Source organism: Enterobacter sp. RHBSTW-01064, from assembly GCF_014103035.1.
GTDB classification, from domain to species: Bacteria; Pseudomonadota; Gammaproteobacteria; order Enterobacterales; family Enterobacteriaceae; genus Enterobacter; species Enterobacter mori.
In genome coordinates this window covers 99,440-117,855 of the sequence record NZ_JABXOU010000004.1, presented here as the reverse complement: position 1 = coordinate 117,855, position 18,416 = coordinate 99,440, and the positions used below count along the sequence as shown (strand labels likewise).

Here is an 18,416-nt window from a genome sequence, read left to right as displayed (position 1 = left end):
GGTTCAGCGTCGTTTGTAGGCCCGTGCAAGCGCAGCGCCGCCGGGCGAAGCTCGCAATATGTCTGTGACATGCACTTTGCCCTTGTCGTTTACCGACTGCAGGGGAGAGGGATTTTTTATTTCCGTTCAATTCCCGCTATAATCCCCAAAATTTCCAACCGGTTTAGAAACAATCATGACAAAACTCACCTTACAAGAGCAGATGCTGAAAGCGGGCCTGGTCAGCAGCAAGAAAGCGGCAAAAGTGCAGCGCACGGCAAAGAAATCACGCGTTCAGGCGCGTGAAGCTCGGGAAGCGGTAGAAGAGAACAAAAAGGCGCAGATCGAGCGTGACAAGCAGCTGAGCGAGCAGCAGAAGCAGGCCGTGCTGGCGAAAGAGTTTAAAGCCCAGGTGAAGCAGCTGATTGAGATGAACCGCATCACCGTTTCAAGGGGCAACATCACCTTCAACTTCACGGACGGCAATCTGATCAAAAAAATCGAGGTCGACAAGCAAACCCAGGCTCAGCTGATCAACGGCCGTCTGGCGATTGCGCGCCTGGTGCTCAATGCTAACGGTGACTGCGACTACGCGATCATTCCGGCGGTGGTGGCCGACAAAATTGCCCAACGCGATGCCGACAGCATTGTGTTGAACAGCGCGCTGAGCCAGGAAGAGCAGGATGAAGACGATCCGTACGCGGACTTCAAAATCCCTGACGATTTGATGTGGTAAACCCTGTCTAAAACGGAGCAGCGTGTCGGGCGTTAATCGTCTCGCCGCTCACCGGATGCACAAAATCCAGCCCGCTGGCGTGCAGCATCAGCCGCGGCGTCGTTTCGGCGCCCGGCCATTCAAGGCCGCCATATAAATCGCAGCCCAGAATCGGGTGACCCAGCTGCTGGCAGTGAATGCGCAGCTGATGGGTTCGTCCCGTCTCTGGCGTGAGCGCAACCCGCGTCAATGGTAACCCCGTCGTCTGATAAAAACGTTCGATGACCAGGTAGCGGGAGCGCGCCGGTTTGCCCGTGACGGCGCAAATCGACATCAACGGAAACAGCGCCGGGTCTTTGGCAATCGGCGCGTCTATCACCCCTTCGTCATTTTCAACATGCCCGCAAAGCAGGGCGCTATACACCTTCTCCACGGCGCGCTGGCTGAACTGATGACAAAGCGCGGCGTTAATCGCTTTATTACGCGCAATCACCATTATCCCGGACGTACCAAAATCAAGGCGATGCACCAGCGTGCACCCCGGGAAGTTTTGCACAAGACGGTAATGAACGGAATCCAGGTTTTGCGGGTTTTTGCCCGACAGGCTAAGCAGGCCGGAAGGTTTATTGATTAGCAGCAGGTGCTCGTCCTGCCAGAGAATTTCAATCTCATCGAGACAAGGTGGGGCAATAAAGTTATCGACGATTACAGACATCAGGCCGCCCGGCTGAAGAGTGGGAGCGGATGATAACGAAAAGCGGGGGAAAAGAAAAACCCTCCCACCTGGCGGTGAGAGGGGGAATTATTAGGCTGCGACGAAGCCGTCGATGGCTGCTTTCGCATCGGTCTGCGCTTTGGTCGCCACTTCAGGACCGTAGGCGATACCTTCAGCGAACACGAAGTTCACGTCGGTGATGCCGATGAAGCCCAGGAAGAGGGTCAGGTACGGTGCAACCAGATCGGTTGGGGTATCTTTGTGAATACCGCCACGGCTGGTCAGTACAACCGCACGCTTGCCTTTCACCAGACCTTCAGGGCCGTTTTCGGTGTAACGGAAGGTCACGCCAGCACGCGCTACCAGGTCGAAGTAGTTCTTCAGCTGGGTAGGGATGTTGAAGTTGTACATTGGGGCGTTGATGACGATAACGTCATGCGCCTGCAGTTCTGCAATCAGTTCATCAGACAGCGCCAGGGCTTCCTGCTGACGCGGAGTCAGTGGTGCATCGCTTGGACGCAGCGCGCCAACCAGCTCGCCGTCCAGCACAGGAATCGGGTTTGCAGCCAGGTCACGCACGGTGATTTCGTCAGCAGAATGCTGTTCACGCCACTGTTCAACGAAGTAATCAGACAGCTGACCAGACTGAGAGTACCCTGCCAGAATACTGGATTTCAAAACTAATACTTTGCTCATGGGTGATTCCTGTTGTTGCATTTGATTGAAGGGGGTTGCCCCGTTGCTTGTTGACACTCTATTCACAATCCTGCCACAGAGATAGCGCAATATATCGAAGCCTATGTTCGAATTTTTTGAATAAGGCGCGAAAGGCGTCAATGTGGTACTCTATAGCAATCATTAAAAAGAGAGTTTATCAGGGCGTGTACTGCCCTTTAACGCTATGACAGAACAACAAAAATTAACCTTCCCGATGCTCCTGCAACAGCTTGATTCCCTGATGCTGCGCGATAAACAGCGCTTTGCCCGCCGTCTGCACGGGGTGAAGAAGGTTAAAAATCCTGATGCACAACAGGCCATTTACCAGGAGATGGCGAAAGAGATTGAACAGGCGGCAGGGAAAGTTGCGCTGCGTGAAGCCGCACGTCCGGCGATCACCTATCCGGAAAACCTGCCCGTCAGTCAGAAAAAACAGGACATCCTTGAGGCCGTCCGCGACCACCAGGTGGTCATTGTCGCGGGGGAAACCGGTTCGGGTAAAACCACCCAGCTGCCGAAAATCTGTATGGAGCTTGGGCGCGGGCTAAAAGGGCTGATTGGCCACACTCAGCCGCGTCGTCTGGCGGCGCGTACCGTGGCGAACCGTATTGCCGAAGAGCTGCAAACAGAGCTGGGCGGCTGCATTGGTTATAAGGTGCGATTCAGCGACCACGTTAGTGATAACACCATGGTCAAGCTGATGACCGACGGTATTCTGCTGGCGGAAATCCAGCAGGATCGCCTGCTGATGCAGTACGACACCATCATCATCGATGAGGCGCATGAACGCAGCCTGAACATCGACTTCCTGCTCGGCTATCTGAAAGAGCTGCTGCCGCGTCGCCCGGATCTGAAAATCATCATCACCTCCGCGACCATCGACCCGGAGCGCTTCTCGAAGCATTTCAACAATGCGCCGATTATCGAGGTGTCAGGACGCACGTATCCGGTTGAAGTGCGCTATCGACCGATTGTGGAAGAGGCGGACGATACCGAGCGCGACCAGCTGCAGGCTATTTTTGATGCCGTTGACGAGCTGGGTAACGAAAGTGCGGGCGACATTCTGATCTTCATGAGCGGCGAGCGCGAAATCCGCGATACCGCCGATGCGCTCAGCAAGCGCGACCTGCGCCACACGGAGATCCTGCCGCTTTACGCGCGCCTGTCAAACAGCGAGCAGAACCGCGTGTTCCAGCCGCACGGCGGACGCCGCATCGTTCTGGCGACTAACGTGGCGGAAACCTCGCTGACCGTGCCGGGCATCAAATACGTGATTGATCCGGGCACGGCGCGCATCAGCCGCTACAGCTACCGCACCAAGGTCCAGCGTCTGCCGATTGAGCCGGTCTCTCAGGCATCCGCCAACCAGCGTAAAGGCCGCTGCGGGCGCGTGTCGGAAGGGATCTGTATTCGTCTCTATTCCGAAGACGATTTCCTGTCGCGCCCGGAATTTACCGACCCGGAAATTCTGCGTACCAACCTGGCGTCCGTTATCCTGCAGATGACTGCGCTGGGGCTGGGCGACATCGCGGCGTTCCCGTTCGTCGAAGCGCCGGACAAACGCAACATTCAGGACGGCGTACGTCTGCTGGAAGAGCTGGGCGCGATTACCACCGACGAGCAGGCCACGGTCTACAAGCTGACGCCTCTGGGCCGTCAGCTCAGCCAACTGCCGGTCGATCCGCGTCTGGCCCGTATGGTGCTGGAAGCGCAAAAGCACGGCTGCGTGCGCGAGGCGATGATCATCACCTCGGCGCTCTCTATTCAGGATCCGCGCGAGCGTCCGATGGACAAGCAGCAGGCGTCTGACGAAAAGCACCGTCGCTTCCACGACAAAGAGTCCGATTTCCTCGCCTTCGTAAACCTGTGGAACTACCTCGGCGAGCAGCAGAAAGCGCTCTCCTCGAACCAGTTCCGCCGCCAGTGCCGCGTGGATTTCCTCAACTACCTGCGCGTGCGCGAGTGGCAGGACATCTACACCCAGCTGCGCCAGGTGGTAAAAGAGCTGGGCATTCCGGTTAACAGCGAGCCGGCGGAGTACCGCGAGATTCATATCGCGCTGCTGACCGGCCTGCTGTCCCACATTGGCATAAAGGACGCCGAAAAGCAGGAGTATACCGGCGCGCGTAACGCCCGTTTCTCCATCTTCCCTGGCTCCGGCCTGTTCAAGAAGCCGCCGAAGTGGACCATGGTTGCCGAGCTGGTAGAAACCAGCCGCCTGTGGGGGCGCATTGCCGCGCGTATCGATCCGGAATGGGTCGAGCCGGTGGCGCAGCACCTGCTGAAACGCTCGTACAGTGAACCGCACTGGGAGCGCGCGCAGGGCGCGGTAATGGCGACCGAGAAAGTGACCGTCTACGGCCTGCCGGTGGTTGCCGCACGGAAGGTCAACTACAGCCAGATTGACCCGGCGCTCAGCCGCGAGCTGTTTATCCGCCACGCGCTGGTGGAGGGCGACTGGCAGACGCGTCACGCGTTCTTCCGTGAAAACCTGAAGCTGCGCGCCGAAGTGGAGGAGCTTGAGCACAAGTCCCGCCGCCGCGATATTCTGGTGGACGACGAGGCGCTGTTTGAGTTTTACGACCAGCGCATCAGTCACGATGTTATCTCCGCCCGCCACTTCGACAGCTGGTGGAAAAAGGCCAGTAAAGAGACGCCGGACCTGCTCAACTTCGAAAAGAGCATGCTGATTAAAGAGGGGGCGGAGTCGGTCAGCAAACTCGACTACCCGAACTTCTGGCATCAGGGCAACCTCAAGCTGCGGTTGACCTATCAGTTTGAGCCGGGGACTGACGCGGACGGCGTGACCGTCCACATTCCGCTGCCGCTGCTGAACCAGGTGGAAGAGAGCGGGTTTGAGTGGCAAATTCCTGGCCTGCGTCGCGAGCTGGTGATTGCGCTGATCAAATCCTTGCCTAAGCCGGTGCGCCGTAACTTTGTGCCTGCGCCCAACTACGCGGAAGCGTTTTTAGGCCGCGTCACGCCGCTGGAAATGCCGCTGCTGGACGCGCTCGAGCGCGAGTTCCGACGCATGACCGGCACCACCATCGACCGCGAAGACTGGAACTGGGATCAGGTGCCCGATCACCTGAAAATCAGCTTCCGCGTGGTGGATGACAAAAACAGAAAGCTGCTGGAAGGCCGTTCGCTAACCGAGCTGAAGGATGCTCTGAAGGGCAAAGTTCAGGAGACGCTGTCTGCGGTGGCGGACGACGGTATCGAGCAGAGCGGGCTGCACATCTGGAGCTTTGGCCAGCTTCCGGAAAGCTATGAGCAGAAGCGCGGTAACTACAAGGTCAAAGCCTGGCCTGCGCTGGTGGACGAGCGCGACAGCGTGGCGATCAAGCTCTTTGATAACCCGCTGGAACAGCAGCAGATGATGTGGCGCGGGCTGCGTCGCCTGCTGCTGCTGAACATCCCGTCGCCAATCAAGTATCTGCACGAGAAGCTGCCGAACAAAGCCAAGCTGGGGCTGTACTTTAACCCGTACGGCAAGGTTCTGGATCTGATTGACGACTGCATCTCCTGCGGCGTGGACAAGCTGATCCACGAGGCGGGCGGTCCGGTCTGGACGGAAGAGGGCTTTGCACAGCTTCATGAAAAGGTGCGCGCCGAGCTGAACGACACCGTGGTAGAGATTGCCAAACAGGTCGAGCAGATCCTCACCGCCGTGTTCAATATCAACAAACGCCTGAAAGGGCGCGTGGATATGACCATGGCGCTGGGGCTTTCGGACGTGAAGGCGCAGATGGCGGGGCTGGTCTACCGTGGTTTTGTCACCGGCAACGGCTTCAACCGTCTGGGCGATACGCTGCGCTATCTCCAGGCGATTGAAAAACGTCTGGAGAAAATGGCCATCGACCCGCACCGCGATCGCGCGCAGATGCTGAAAGTGGAAAGTGTGCAGCAGGCATGGCAGCAGTGGCTGAACAAGCTACCGCCCGCGCGCCGCGATGATGAAGACGCGCAGGCGATCCGCTGGATGATCGAGGAGCTGCGCGTCAGCTTCTTTGCCCAGCAGCTCGGTACGCCGTATCCGATTTCGGATAAGCGTATTCTGCAGGCGATGGAGCAGATTTCCGGTTAAAACACTTGCCCGGTGGTGCTGCGCTTACCGGGCCTACGGAAGAAAATGTAGGCCGGGTAAGGCGTAGCCGCCACCCGGCTGGTTATCGTTCCACAATTGCCAGCGTAAACCCATCCCATCCCTTAACCCCCACCGTTTGCAGCGCGGTGGCGGTTAAGCGCGGGTTATCCCCAATCATCTCGATGAAACGGCGCACACCCAGCACGCGCGTGTCGTCGCTTTGCCCGTTGATGACCTCGCCGTCGCGCACCACGTTATCGCCAATGATTACCGTGCCGGGACGGGAATAGTGCAGCGCCCACTCCAGATAGCCGGGATTGTTGGGCTTATCGGCATCAATAAAGATCAGGTCGAACGGTGGAACGTCACCGAAATTCTCCAGCGAGTTCAGCGCCGGGCCTTCAATTAATTCAATACGATCGGTTAGCCCCGCGAGGTGAATATTCTGGCGGGCAACATCGGCATGCGTCGGGTCAGCCTCGAGCGTAATCAGCTTCCCATCCGGCGGCAGGGCGCGCGCCATCCAGATTGAGCTATAGGCACCCAGCGTACCGATCTCAAGAATGCGTCTTGCCTGCGTCATGCGTACGAACAGCGCCAGCAATTGCCCCTGATTGGCCGCTACGTCGTGCTCGGGAAGTCCGGCGCGTTTATTGTTTTCCAGTACCTGATTGAGTGCGTCATCATCAGGGATAAGCGAAGAAATCATGTAATTATCTACTGCAGACCACTGTTGTCGCATAGATTGACTCCTTGAGAGGGATTGCCGGGTGGCGGCTGCGCCTTACCCGGCCTACGGGGCGAAATGTAGGCCCGGTAAGCGCAGCGCCACCGGGCAGGTTTTCAGGCACTGACCCAACCGCCACCCAGCGCTTTATACAAATCAATTTGCGCCAGCAGCAGGTTATTTTTCACCTGTACCACGCTGGTCTGCACCGAGAACAATGTTCGCTGCGCGTCCAGCACGTCCAGATAAGAGGAGTACCCATTGCGATAGCGATTCTGCGCAATGCGCAGCGTCTCCTGCGCCACATCCTGCTGGGCAAGCAGCTCCGTCAGCTGTTCCTGATAGCGCGTAATGGCATCAAGGCTGTCATTCACCTCAGCAAACGCGTTACGCACGGTTTTTTCGTAGCTGTATAGCGCCTGATTACGCTGGGACTGGGAAATATCCACCTGCGCATTCAGCGCCTGACGGTTCAGCAGCGGCGCAAGAATACTGCCGCCAACGCTCCACAGCTTGAGTGGATTATCCAGTAAGCCTGACAGGGTGCGATCCTGGACCGATCCGGTTGCGGTCAGGTTGATCGACGGTAGCAGGCTGGCGCGTGACGCGGCAAGCGTCGCGTCTGCCGCCACCAGCTGACGTTCAGCCTGTACGATGTCCGGGCGGCGGTTTAACAGCGTGGATGGCAGCTGTGACGGCAGCTTCAGCGGCGTCAGTAGGTCGAAGTTTTCGCTGCGGTCCACATCGCCTGGATTGCTCCCAAGCAGCAGGCTTAGCGCGTTTTCCTGCTGCGTAATTTGATGCTGCAAGAGTGGAACCTGCGCCCGTGTAGAACGCAGTTCTGAGTCGGACTGCATGAGCTCAAGACGCGAGCTATAGCCCGTCTCAAACTGGCGTTTAGCGAGATTGAACGCCTCTTCGCGCGATTTCAGGGTGGACTCGGTGACGCGCAGCTGTTCATCCAGCGAGAGAAGGGTGACATATCCGGCAGCTACCGACGACGCAACGGTTAAATCCGCGGCGACGGCAGCGGCTTTTTGCGCCTCCAGCGACGCCTCGGCGGCATTGGCGGTGCTGCGATTGACGCCCCAGATATCAACGTCGTAGCTGGCGGTCAGACTCCCTTTGTACAACGTCCCGTAGACCGGCAGCCCGGTCGCGGCAGACTGCGAGCGGGCGCGCGTGCCCGTTACGCCCGCATCAAGGGACGGGAACAGGCTGCCGTCCGCAGCATAAACTCGCGCTTGATACTCATTAATCCGCTCACGGGCAATCAGGACGTCGCTGTTGTTTTTCAGCGCCTGGTCCACGTAGCGGTTCAGGTTATTGTCGTGGAAATTTCGCCACCAGAGTTGTTCCGCCGGGCTGTTCGGCCCCGATGCGGCGCGCCACTGGGCGGGGATCTGTAGTGACGATGTTGCAGGTTCAACGTCAACCGACTGGCATCCGGCCAGCATCACCGCCACGACCAGGCTGGCTAGTGGGCGAAGGGTCATTGCTTCGCCTCCCGCGTATCAATCGTCACCTGCACCGACATGCCGGGGCGCAGCAGCTTGTACTCTTCCGGTTTCCCGAGCACTTCAATGCGCACCGGAATACGCTGCGCGATTTTAACAAAGTTACCCGTGGCGTTATCCGGCGTGATGGCGCTGAACTCCACGCCCGTCGCCGGTGAGATACTCTCCACGCGGCCCTGATACGCTTTGTCGTTCAGGGCATCGACGGTGAATTTTACCGGCTGTCCGACGCGTAGCTCCGCCAGCTGCGTCTCTTTGATATTAGCGATCACCCAGTGCTGCGGCGGAACCAGCGTGGTGAGGTGCGTCCCGGCGGTGACATAAGCGCCCAGACGTACGGCAATCTGGCCGAGCTGACCGTCGCGCGGGGCGATAATGCGAGTGTTTTGCAGGTCAATCTGCGCCAGCTCCAGCGCTGCTTTCGCGTTTTCAACATCCGCCTCCAGCGCACCACGGTTGACGATGACCGTCTGCAGATCCTGACGCGACATCTCAAGCGTCGCTTTGGCCTGATCAATATCCGCGCTACCCTGAGCCGCGCTGGCGAGCGCCGCGTCGCGCTCGCGAATGGAAAGGGAACCGTCTGCCGTCAGATCCTTCACGCGCTTTAAATCTGCCTGCGTTTTCAGGCTCTGGGCGCGGGCATTTTTCAGCGCCGCGTCGTTTTTGGCGATCGTCGCTTCGGCGCTTTTACGCTGCTGCAGGTTGTTATTGAGCGCGGCAATTTTCATCGCCAGCTGTGCCTCGGCCTGGTGGACGCGCTGTCGATAGATACGATCGTCGATCTGAAACAGCACCTCGCCTTTTTTAACCTGCACAAAGTCCTGAACGTTCACCTCGGTGATATAGCCATTCACCTGCGGGCTGATAAACGTCGTCTGGCCGCGCACGTAGGCGTTGTCGGTAAACTGCGCGTGGCGGGTGAACGGCGGCAGCTGCCACGCGTACAGGATCACCAGCACGCCGACAATACCGATGGCGGCGGCGGTGAATACGGAAACAATGCGCACATTTTTGCGGGTGTTGGCCTGCTCTTTGGCGGCATCCTGCTGACTCATAAACTCTCCAGAAATAGTTCAATTATTTGTTGCCGGTGGCGTTCTTCAGCGCCATACGGGCAGTGATGCGCAGGCGCAACAGGCGCCATAAAATCCAGACCAGCGTGGCGGCGGCAATGCTCGCCGTCAGCAGGTAAGTATCGTTGTAAGCCAGAATGTTTGCTTCCAGGGTGGTGACGGTTTGCAGCTGCGTTATCGCCTGCGTCCCCAAAAGCGCGCTGTCGCCGATCAGGCTCTGGTACATCTGGGTGTAAGCCTGAATGCGTTCATTCACCAGCGGGTTCAGCGTGGTGAGCTGGTCGGCCAGCAGGCTGGAGTGGTACTTCTCGCGCCAGGTCTGAAAGGTGCCGAGAATAGCGGAACCCAGCAGGCCACCAATGTTCTGGCTCATGCCAAACATCACCGAGAAGCTGACCAGATTGCGCGGGTCGGCGATGACCCCACCGATGGCTGCCAGCATCGCGGGCGCCAGGAAGAAGGCGCTGCCGAAGCCGAGCAGGAACTGGCTTAACATCAGCTGATCCGGCCGGGTCAGACTGTTGGACTGGCTGTCCAGCAGCGAGGCGATAATCATCAGCGCCAGCGAGGTGATGATTGGCCACGCCAGTTTTGTCGGCTTGATGGTAAGACAGCTGGTGACGATCCCGCAGACAATCCCGGCGAAAATGGACCACGCCAGGTGGGTCATCTGCTCGTTCTGTAACCCCACGTACTGCAGCCAGCCGATGACCCCGGTGTTTTGCTCGGCCAGTACGATGCGGATCAGCAGCATGATCAGCCCTAAACGGACGATGCTGCCGCTCGAAAGCCAGCGGGTGTTCAGTAGCGGGTTGCTGCGGTTATGTTCGAACACAATGGCGGAGACAATCAGCACCAGCGAGAGCGCCAGCGACCAGCCGATCCAAGGGGCTTCGAACCACCAGTCCAGACGGCCCAGGGACAGAACTGCGCACAGCAGCGCCACGCCGGGCGCCAGCAAAAAGAAGGTGATGAAATCTTTCTTCTCGAACACTTTTCGCCTGTCACCCGGCGGCAGCTTCAGCGCCATCACGCAGGCAAGCGAGATCAGGGCCAGACCCAGTTCGAAGAAGTAAAGCCCGCGCCACTCGTCAAGCTGCAACAGTTCCGTAGAAAACAGGCGCGCCAGCGGGATTGCCAGTGACGAGCCGGTGATGCCAATCGTCAGCGCTTTCAGGCGATGCTTCGCGGGCCACGCCTGGATCTGGTAGTAAATACCCAGTGAGCTCAGCGCGGCAGCGACCATGCCGTGGGCGGCGCGCACCATCAGCGCGGAGCTGAGATCGTTCACGAAAAGGTGGAAAAAGGTGACCAGCACATACAGCACCAGAAAACCTTCCGTAAAGGCGCGCAGACCGTACTGCTGACGGAATTTCACCAGCAGCAGGTTGATGGAAACGTTGGTCATCACATACACGGCGGGCAGCCAGGCGATTTCGGTTGACCAGGCGCCGAAGGTGCCCTGAAGGTTTTGCAGATTGGCGGTGACGACTGCGTTACCCAGCGCCCCGGTCAGACAGACCAGCAGGCCGACAACGCCGTAAGCGATCCGCTTTGGCGTAGGGTGTTCCGGGGTGGAGGGGGAACCCAGCAGGGCGGGCTTCTCATGTGGCTGCCACTCGCGAGGAGCATAAGGATCGCGTTCGGGCAGGCGCATAACGTTGTTTACCTTAGAAAAAATGTAATGATTAGAGGGCTAATGATTCTACGTCTGACGCAAATCATAATTCAAGTGAATATGATTATCGCATGTTAATCAAATGTTGAGGGGACGCTTGAACAAAAAGAGCGGCCCGGGAGGGCCGCTGAAAGGTCAGATGTGGTCAGGTTGTGCCTGGACGACGGGTGTTGGTTTGATCCGGCTGGCGCAGAAAATGGCGATCAGCGAGATAACGACCGTCACCGCCAGATACCAGGCTACCGGCACCCAGTCGCCGTCGTATTTCGCCAGCAGACCGGTGGCGATCAGCGGGGCGGTACCGCCTGCCAGCGCGGCACCTAACTGATACCCGAGGGTGATGCCGGTGTAGCGCACGTTGGCACTGAAAATTTCAGAGCACAGTGTGCCGAGTACCGCCGTTACCGGCGCCCAGAGCACGCCAAACGCGATGACGGTGGCGAGGACAATGCCCCAGGTCGTGCCGGTATTGAGCAGCATAAACCACGGGACGATAAACAAGCCGAGCACGAAGACGCTGACCGCATACATGCGCTGACGACCTATTTTATCGGAGAGTAGCCCCATCAACGGGATCATAATGGTGGCAACCAGCGCGCCCAGGGTCACGGCTTCCAGCGCCTGAGATTTTTGGTACGTCAGCGTGGTGGTGGCATAGCTCACCACAAACGTCGAGAAGATGTAGAACGGCGCGGTTTCTACCACTTTCAGACCGGCGGCAATCAACACTTCACGCCAGTGGTGTTTCAGGGTATCGCGCAGAGGCGCTTTCGCCACCTGGCCCGATTGTTTTACCTTCTGGAAATCAGGCGTCTCGTCGATGTCCTTACGGATCCACAGCCCGATCAAGACCAGAATTGAGCTGAGCAGGAACGGGATGCGCCATCCCCAGGAGAGGAAATCGTCCTCACTGAACAGCGTCATCAGTGAGACGATGAACGTCGCCATCAGCATACCGATGGTCACGCCCGCCTGTGGAATGCTGCCGAAAAAGCCTTTGCGTTTTTCAGGTGCGTATTCATACGCCAGCAGCAGCGCGCCGCCCCATTCACCGCCAATGCCCATGCCCTGAATGATGCGCATCAGGATCAGCAGGGCGGGTGCCCACATGCCAATCATGTCGTAGGTGGGGAGCAGGCCGATCGTGACGGTTGCACCTCCCATTAATGACAGCGTCAGCACCAGCGTTTTTTTGCGCCCGATACGATCCCCGATGTGGGCGAAGAGAACACCGCCAATGGGGCGGATAAAAAAGGTCAGCGAGAACGAGAGATAAGAGAGGATCAGCCCGATTACCGGGTCGACCATCGGAAAGAAAATCTTGTTAAACACCAGCGCGGCGGCGGTGCCATAGAGAAAATAGTCAAACCATTCAATGGAGCTGCCGGTGAGGCTGGCAATTAACACCTTCTTGTTTTTGCGTAAAACCGCTGTCGTACTTTCATGTTGTGTCATGATCTGAAGCTCCGCCACAGAGAGGATGAATGCGGTGTCACCTGGCGCGCTTCAGGTGCAACCCGCAGTAATAAAAAGGTTGTGAAATTGTTAAGCAACTTAGGGTTGGATAGGGCGTTTGGCAAGCAGGGGGCGGGCTATACTGGTCAGATCACGGTGAAATTAGCAGCGACTGGTGCTTTGACATGCGGTTTGACTGGCATGATGTTTTGTATGCCGGATAATCAAAAGCATAACATGCAGGTGCAACCCAATTGTTTTTGGATGTTTCTGGTTATTTCAAAAAAATACCAGAAAATGCAGAGTGACAGGCGTTTTGGCTTTAGGAGTGATCCCCTGTTCAGCCGTGACGCGTGCAGTACTCTGAACGTAAACGCTGTAAGGAGGTAACGATGACACTGGCACTTTTTCCTTCTCTACCCGGCTCGACGCTTAATGCCGTCAACACCGTCGGCTCGTGGCTTGCGCAGGACGATCGCCGCAGTCAGCCTGTTGATGCCGTGATCCTGGCAGGGAATGCGGTCATCCCTACAATCGATGCCGCCTGTAAAATAGCGGCCGAACAGGCCATCCCCCTGCTGATCAGCGGCGGTATCGGGCACTCAACCACCTTCCTGTATGCCGCGGTGGCGAAACATCCGCGTTACAACACCCTTCCCACCACCGGACGGGCCGAGGCGGCAATCCTCGCCGATATCGCACGTGAGTTCTGGAATATTCCGGCAGACAAAATCCTGATAGACGATCAGTCAACGAACTGCGGCGAGAACGCCCGGTTTAGCTGGCATATGATGAAGCAAAAGGGTCTGAACGCCGGGCGCGTCCTCGTGGTACAGGACCCGACTATGCAGCGCCGCACGATGGCGACCTTTGCTCGCGTTTGCCGGGACGAGGCCGTTTCGCCGGAGTGGATTAGCCATCCCGGCGTGACGCCGGTGCTGCAAAACAGTGAAGACGGCCTGGCGTTTAGCGGTGCTAGCGAAGGGCTCTGGCCGGTGGAGCGCTATCTGTCGCTGGTGCTCGGGGAACTGCCGCGCCTGCGGGACGACATTAACGGCTACGGCCCGGCGGGGCGTGACTTCATTGCGCATGTGGACATTCCTGACGAGGTGGAGAACGCGTGGACCCTTCTGCGTAATGACGCCATCCTCACCGACGCGCTGGTTAGCCGTTCTCTGCTCTAGCCCTCTGCCCGTTTGCGCCAGGTTTTACGCAAACGGGCATTTAATGTTGCTGATTTGTGATTGTATAAATTGGCTGACCCGTTTCTTTTTTGAGATATCTCACAAAAACAGCCTCATAGGATAGGAAATCGTCCCTGGAATTATAGTTTTTAACAATGCATTTACTTGTCAAAAACAGTGTAATTACAGGAGCAGGTCATGACGGTACTCGTACAACATCCTATGTATATTGATGGACAGTTTGTTGCCTGGCAGGGTGATGCCTGGATTGATGTGATCAACCCGGCCACAGAAGAGGTCATTTCCCGTATTCCCGATGGTCGTGCTGAAGATGCGCGCAAAGCCATCGACGCCGCTGAGCGTGCCCAGCCTGACTGGGAAGCTTTACCCGCCATCGAACGCGCCGGCTGGCTGCGTAAAATCTCTGCGGGTATCCGCGAGCGCGTCAGTGAAATCAGCGCGCTGATTGTCGCCGAGGGCGGCAAAATCCAGCAGCTGGCAGAAGTTGAAGTGAACTTTACCGCAGACTACATCGACTATATGGCCGAATGGGCGCGCCGCTACGAAGGCGAAATCGTCCAGAGCGACCGTCCTGGCGAGAATATCCTGGTCTTTAAACGCGCCCTGGGCGTGACCACCGGGATCCTGCCGTGGAACTTTCCGTTCTTCCTGATTGCCCGCAAGCTCGCTCCGGCACTGATTACCGGCAATACCATCGTGATCAAACCCAGCGAGTTCACGCCGAATAACGCCATCGCGTTCGCCAAAATTGTCGATGCGATCGGCCTGCCTAAAGGGGTCTTCAACCTGGTGCTGGGACGCGGTGAAACCGTGGGCCAGGAGCTGGCGGGCAATCCGAAGGTGGCGATGGTCAGCATGACCGGCAGCGTGGGGGCGGGTGAAAAGATCATGGCCGCCGCGGCGAAAAACATCACCAAAGTGGCGCTGGAGCTGGGCGGCAAAGCGCCCGCTATCGTGATGGACGATGCGGATTTGGAACTGGCGGTGAAAGCGATAGTGGATTCCCGCGTGATCAACACCGGGCAGGTCTGCAACTGCGCGGAACGCGTCTACGTGCAAAAAGGCATTTACGACCGTTTCGTCAACCGTCTGGGCGAGGCGATGAAGGCCGTGCAGTTTGGTAATCCCGCAGAGCGCACTGATATTGCGATGGGGCCGTTGATTAACGCCGCCGCGCTTGAGCGCGTGGAGCAGAAGGTGGCGCGGGCGGTACAGGAAGGGGCGCGAGTCGCGCTCGGCGGCAGCGCCGTTGAGGGGAAAGGGTACTATTATCCGCCAACGCTGCTGCTGGATGTGCGTCAGGAGATGGCCATCATGCATGAAGAGACCTTTGGCCCGGTGCTGCCGGTTGTGGCGTTTGACACGCTGGAAGAGGCGCTGAAGATGGCTAACGACAGCGACTACGGGTTGACCTCTTCTATTTATACGCAGGATTTGAATGTTGCCATGAAGGCCATCAAGGGGCTCAAATTTGGCGAAACCTATATCAACCGCGAGAACTTTGAAGCGATGCAGGGCTTCCACGCGGGCTGGCGCAAGTCAGGGATTGGTGGGGCCGACGGTAAGCATGGTCTGAATGAATATCTGCAAACGCAGGTGGTCTACCTGCAGTCTTAATCTGAACATCCCCTCTCCGGTGAGAGGGGATTTTAGGCTACAGCGAGGCGTATTTATCCAGCGTACGCACCAGCTGCGTCACGAAGCCATACTCGTTGTCGTACCAGGCCACGGCTTTCACCAGCTGCAGATCGCCAGCCTCGCTGACCTCCGTCTGCGTGGCGTCAAACACCGAACCATAATGCGAGCCGATTACGTCTGAAGAGACAATCTCTTCGTCGGTATAGCCGAAGGATTTATTGCCCTGGGTCGCCTTTTTCAACGCGGCATTGATCTCCTCAACGGTCACTTTTTTTCCCAGAATCGCCACCAGCTCGGTCACCGAACCCGTTTTCACCGGCACGCGCTGCGCATGGCCTTTCAGCTTGCCGCTCAGCGCCGGGATCACCAGGCCAATGGCTTTTGCGGCGCCCGTGGTGTGGGGAATGATGTTCTCTGCCGCCGCGCGCGAGGCACGAAGATCTTTCCCGCGTGGGCCATCCACCAGCGCCTGCGTACCGGTATAGGCGTGAATGGTGGTCATGGTACCGACTTTTATTTCAAAGGCATCGTGCAGGGCTTTTGCCAGCGGGGCGAGGCAGTTGGTGGTGCAGGAGGCGACGGAGATGATGGTGTCACCGGCGTCAATGGTGTCGTCGTTCACATTAAACACAATGGTTTTCATCTCACCCGCAGGCGCGGAGATCAGCACTTTTTTGGCACCCGCGTCCAGATGCGCTCTGGATTTCTCTTCAGAGGTATAAAAACCGGTGCATTCCACGACGATATCCACGCCCGCGGTTTTCCACGGAATATGTTTGGCCTCTTTTTCGGCGTAAACCGCGATCGTTTTGCCATCCACAATCAGCGCGTCTTCGGTGAAATCCACGCTCCACGGGAAGCCACCGTAGTTTGAGTCATGTCTGAGCAGATAGGCCAGCACTTTGGGCGAAGTGAGGTCGTTGATGGCGACGACGGTGTTGCTGTCCTGGGTTTCAAGAAGGCGACGAAGTACAAGGCGTCCGATGCGTCCAAATCCGTTAATGCCAATTTTACTCATGGTGTTCTCCTGTAAACGTGTCGATGCGACAGTTTGAACTCATCCAGGCTTAGACCATGACGGGCAGGGCGGCAATTGAAGATGCTTCATGCGCGGGGAAGTATTTGAAAATCCATACAGAAAACTTAATGAATTTTTAAGGAAAGCGGATTATGTTGGCGCTGTATTTGTCATTCATCAGGAAATCACATGCGCACTAAATATACAGGCCTGCAAATCGGTATTCACTGGCTGGTGTTTCTGTTAGTTATCGTGGCTTACTGCGCCATGGAATTCAGGGGCTTTTTTCCGCGTACCGATCGCCCACTGATTAACATGATTCACGTCTCCTGCGGGATCGCCATTCTCGTGCTGATGGTGGCGCGCCTGCTTATTCGTCTTAAATACCCGGCGCCGCCCATTCAGCCTAAGCCGAAACCGATGATCACCGGCATGTCGCATCTGGGGCATCTGATCGTTTACCTGCTGTTCATTGCGTTGCCGCTGATCGGTATCGTGATGATGTATAACCGCGGGAATGACTGGTTCGCCTTTGGCATGACGATGCCGCATGCGGCGGAAGGGAATTTTGACCTGGTGGATGTGCTGAAAGAGTGGCACGTCACCCTGGCCAACCTGGGGTATTTCGTGATTGGCCTGCACGCGGCGGCGGCGCTGATGCATCACTATTTCTGGAAAGATAATACGCTGCTGCGCATGATGCCTAAAAAACGCCAGTAGCCAGCTTATTGCCCGGCGGCGCTACGCGTGCACGGGCCTACAAACAGCGCTGTATCGTAGGCCGGGTAAGCGCAGCGCGCCACCCGGCTTGTTTTTTAACGCAGCAGAGCAGCTTCTTCAGCAGTTAACGCCAGCGGCTGCGTTGACCCCGTCTCCGATGACGTCACCGCCGCTTCCAGCACCGCCATCACCGCCAGCGCTTCAACCGGATGAACCGGGTTCCCGATTGTGCCCGTCAGCGCATCACGCACGTTAATGTAATACTGACGCTGATCGCCTTTCGGCGTTTTCAGGCGCGTCGCGTCTCCGGCGGCATCAAACAGCACCATATCGTCGCTATCTTCGCCCCAGCTTTCGCTGCCCGGAATAACACCCGCCAGCAGCTGGGCTTCCTGCTGATCGATCCGTGCCTTCACCACGCTGGCTTTATCGCCGTGAACGGTAAAGCGTGACGTACCGCCCGCCACCAGCATGCTGGCGTGCAGAATCACCTTATGTTCAGGGTAATTCAGGACCACGTGCGCCCAGTCGTTAATTTCAGCACCGTCGCGCAGGGTGGCGATATTGCCCTGAACCGACTGTGGCAGCCCGAAAAGCTGCAGCGTCTGGTCGATCAGATGCGGTCCAAGGTCAAACCACAGGCCGCTGCCCGGAACGTTTTGCTCTCTCCAGCGCACGCGCACTTCCGGGCGGAAGCGGTCAATGTGTGACTCAAACAGTTTCACCTTGCCGAGGCGGCCTTCCTCAATCACCTGCTTAATGCCGAGGAAATCGCTGTCCCAGCGGCGGTTGTGGAAGACGGAGAGCAGACGCTGTTTCTCATCCGCCAGGGCAATGAGCTCGCGGGCTTCCTGCATGTCGAGAGTGAATGGCTTATCCACCACCACGTGCTTGCCAGCGTTGAGGGCAAGCGCTGCCAGCGGCGCGTGGGTGGCATTTGGGGAGGCAATCACCACCAGATCGACATCCGGGTGTTGAATGGCTTCTTCCGGGGTAGCGACCACCAGTACGTCCGGCAGATCGCGTTTAACTTTCTCTTCATCATGGGAAGAGACGACCGCCAGCGTTAACCCTTCGATGGACTGGATCAGCGGGGCATGGAACGTCTTACCCACAAATCCATACCCGATCAGCGCAATGTTAATTGTCTTAGCTTTATTCATGACCTT

14 protein-coding genes are annotated in these 18,416 nt (G+C 57.5%); 5 read left to right on the top strand and 9 right to left on the bottom strand.

The window, feature by feature from the left end; translation table 11 throughout:
* The first annotated feature begins 175 nt into the window (after window positions 1-175).
* Window positions 176-715 carry a DUF2058 domain-containing protein gene (locus tag HV355_RS13490; protein WP_126816459.1) on the top strand — a complete coding sequence of 180 codons (540 nt, stop codon included), beginning with the start codon at window positions 176-178 and terminating at the stop codon, window positions 713-715.
* 7 nt (window positions 716-722) lie between these two features.
* Here HV355_RS13490 and HV355_RS13485 read toward each other — a convergent pair whose 3' ends face one another.
* Together HV355_RS13485 and azoR are read right to left on the bottom strand one after the other, a co-directional pair.
* Entirely contained in the window at window positions 723-1,409 is a 687-nt protein-coding gene (locus tag HV355_RS13485; RefSeq protein WP_182402230.1) for an RluA family pseudouridine synthase, read from the bottom strand.
* Window positions 1,410-1,499: 90 nt separating this feature from the next.
* Complete coding sequence (gene azoR / locus HV355_RS13480; RefSeq protein ID WP_010430882.1) at window positions 1,500-2,105, bottom strand: FMN-dependent NADH-azoreductase; 606 nt, start codon at window positions 2,103-2,105, stop codon at window positions 1,500-1,502.
* Between the two features lie 205 nt (window positions 2,106-2,310).
* Between azoR and hrpA the strand changes: the two genes are divergently transcribed.
* Entirely contained in the window at window positions 2,311-6,213 is a 3,903-nt protein-coding gene (gene hrpA, locus HV355_RS13475; protein WP_182402228.1) for an ATP-dependent RNA helicase HrpA, read from the top strand.
* A gap of 82 nt (window positions 6,214-6,295) precedes the next feature.
* Here the strand turns inward: hrpA and HV355_RS13470 are convergent, their stop codons facing one another.
* From HV355_RS13470 to HV355_RS13450, 5 genes are all read right to left on the bottom strand, one after another.
* Entirely contained in the window at window positions 6,296-6,955 is a 660-nt protein-coding gene (locus HV355_RS13470; RefSeq protein WP_182402226.1) for an O-methyltransferase, read from the bottom strand.
* 101 nt (window positions 6,956-7,056) lie between these two features.
* The gene (locus HV355_RS13465; RefSeq protein WP_182402224.1) at window positions 7,057-8,436 is read right to left on the bottom strand and encodes an efflux transporter outer membrane subunit; all 1,380 of its coding nucleotides are present in this window, start codon (window positions 8,434-8,436) and stop codon (window positions 7,057-7,059) included.
* On the bottom strand, window positions 8,433-9,515 hold the full coding sequence (locus HV355_RS13460; protein WP_108417011.1) for an HlyD family secretion protein: 1,083 nt from the start codon (window positions 9,513-9,515) through the stop codon (window positions 8,433-8,435). The genes HV355_RS13465 and HV355_RS13460 overlap by 4 nt, the downstream gene beginning before the upstream one ends.
* A gap of 22 nt (window positions 9,516-9,537) precedes the next feature.
* Window positions 9,538-11,190: an MFS transporter gene (locus HV355_RS13455; RefSeq protein ID WP_089598830.1), complete on the bottom strand. Its 1,653-nt coding sequence runs from the start codon at window positions 11,188-11,190 to the stop codon at window positions 9,538-9,540.
* Window positions 11,191-11,346: 156 nt separating this feature from the next.
* Window positions 11,347-12,666, bottom strand: a complete 1,320-nt coding sequence (locus HV355_RS13450) for an MFS transporter (protein WP_182402222.1) — start codon at window positions 12,664-12,666, stop codon at window positions 11,347-11,349.
* Window positions 12,667-13,058: 392 nt separating this feature from the next.
* Here HV355_RS13450 and HV355_RS13445 point away from each other — a divergent pair, with 392 nt between their 5' ends.
* Both HV355_RS13445 and aldA read left to right on the top strand, forming a co-directional pair.
* Window positions 13,059-13,850: a YdcF family protein gene (locus HV355_RS13445; RefSeq protein ID WP_108417014.1), complete on the top strand. Its 792-nt coding sequence runs from the start codon at window positions 13,059-13,061 to the stop codon at window positions 13,848-13,850.
* A gap of 198 nt (window positions 13,851-14,048) precedes the next feature.
* Window positions 14,049-15,488 (top strand): aldehyde dehydrogenase, encoded by a 1,440-nt coding sequence (gene aldA, locus HV355_RS13440; RefSeq protein ID WP_182402220.1) that lies wholly within the window; start codon window positions 14,049-14,051, stop codon window positions 15,486-15,488.
* Between the two features lie 37 nt (window positions 15,489-15,525).
* Here the strand turns inward: aldA and gap are convergent, their stop codons facing one another.
* A complete protein-coding gene (gene gap / locus HV355_RS13435; protein ID WP_042719194.1) occupies window positions 15,526-16,527 on the bottom strand; it encodes a type I glyceraldehyde-3-phosphate dehydrogenase in 1,002 nt (333 codons plus the stop codon).
* A 189-nt stretch (window positions 16,528-16,716) separates the two neighbouring features.
* Here gap and cybB point away from each other — a divergent pair, with 189 nt between their 5' ends.
* Entirely contained in the window at window positions 16,717-17,247 is a 531-nt protein-coding gene (gene cybB / locus HV355_RS13430; protein WP_120158104.1) for a cytochrome b561, read from the top strand.
* Window positions 17,248-17,342: 95 nt separating this feature from the next.
* On the opposite strand, the gene HV355_RS13425 is transcribed toward cybB, so the two are convergent.
* On the bottom strand, window positions 17,343-18,410 hold the full coding sequence (locus HV355_RS13425) for an oxidoreductase (RefSeq protein WP_182402218.1): 1,068 nt from the start codon (window positions 18,408-18,410) through the stop codon (window positions 17,343-17,345).
* Between the last annotated feature and the right edge of the window lie 6 nt (window positions 18,411-18,416).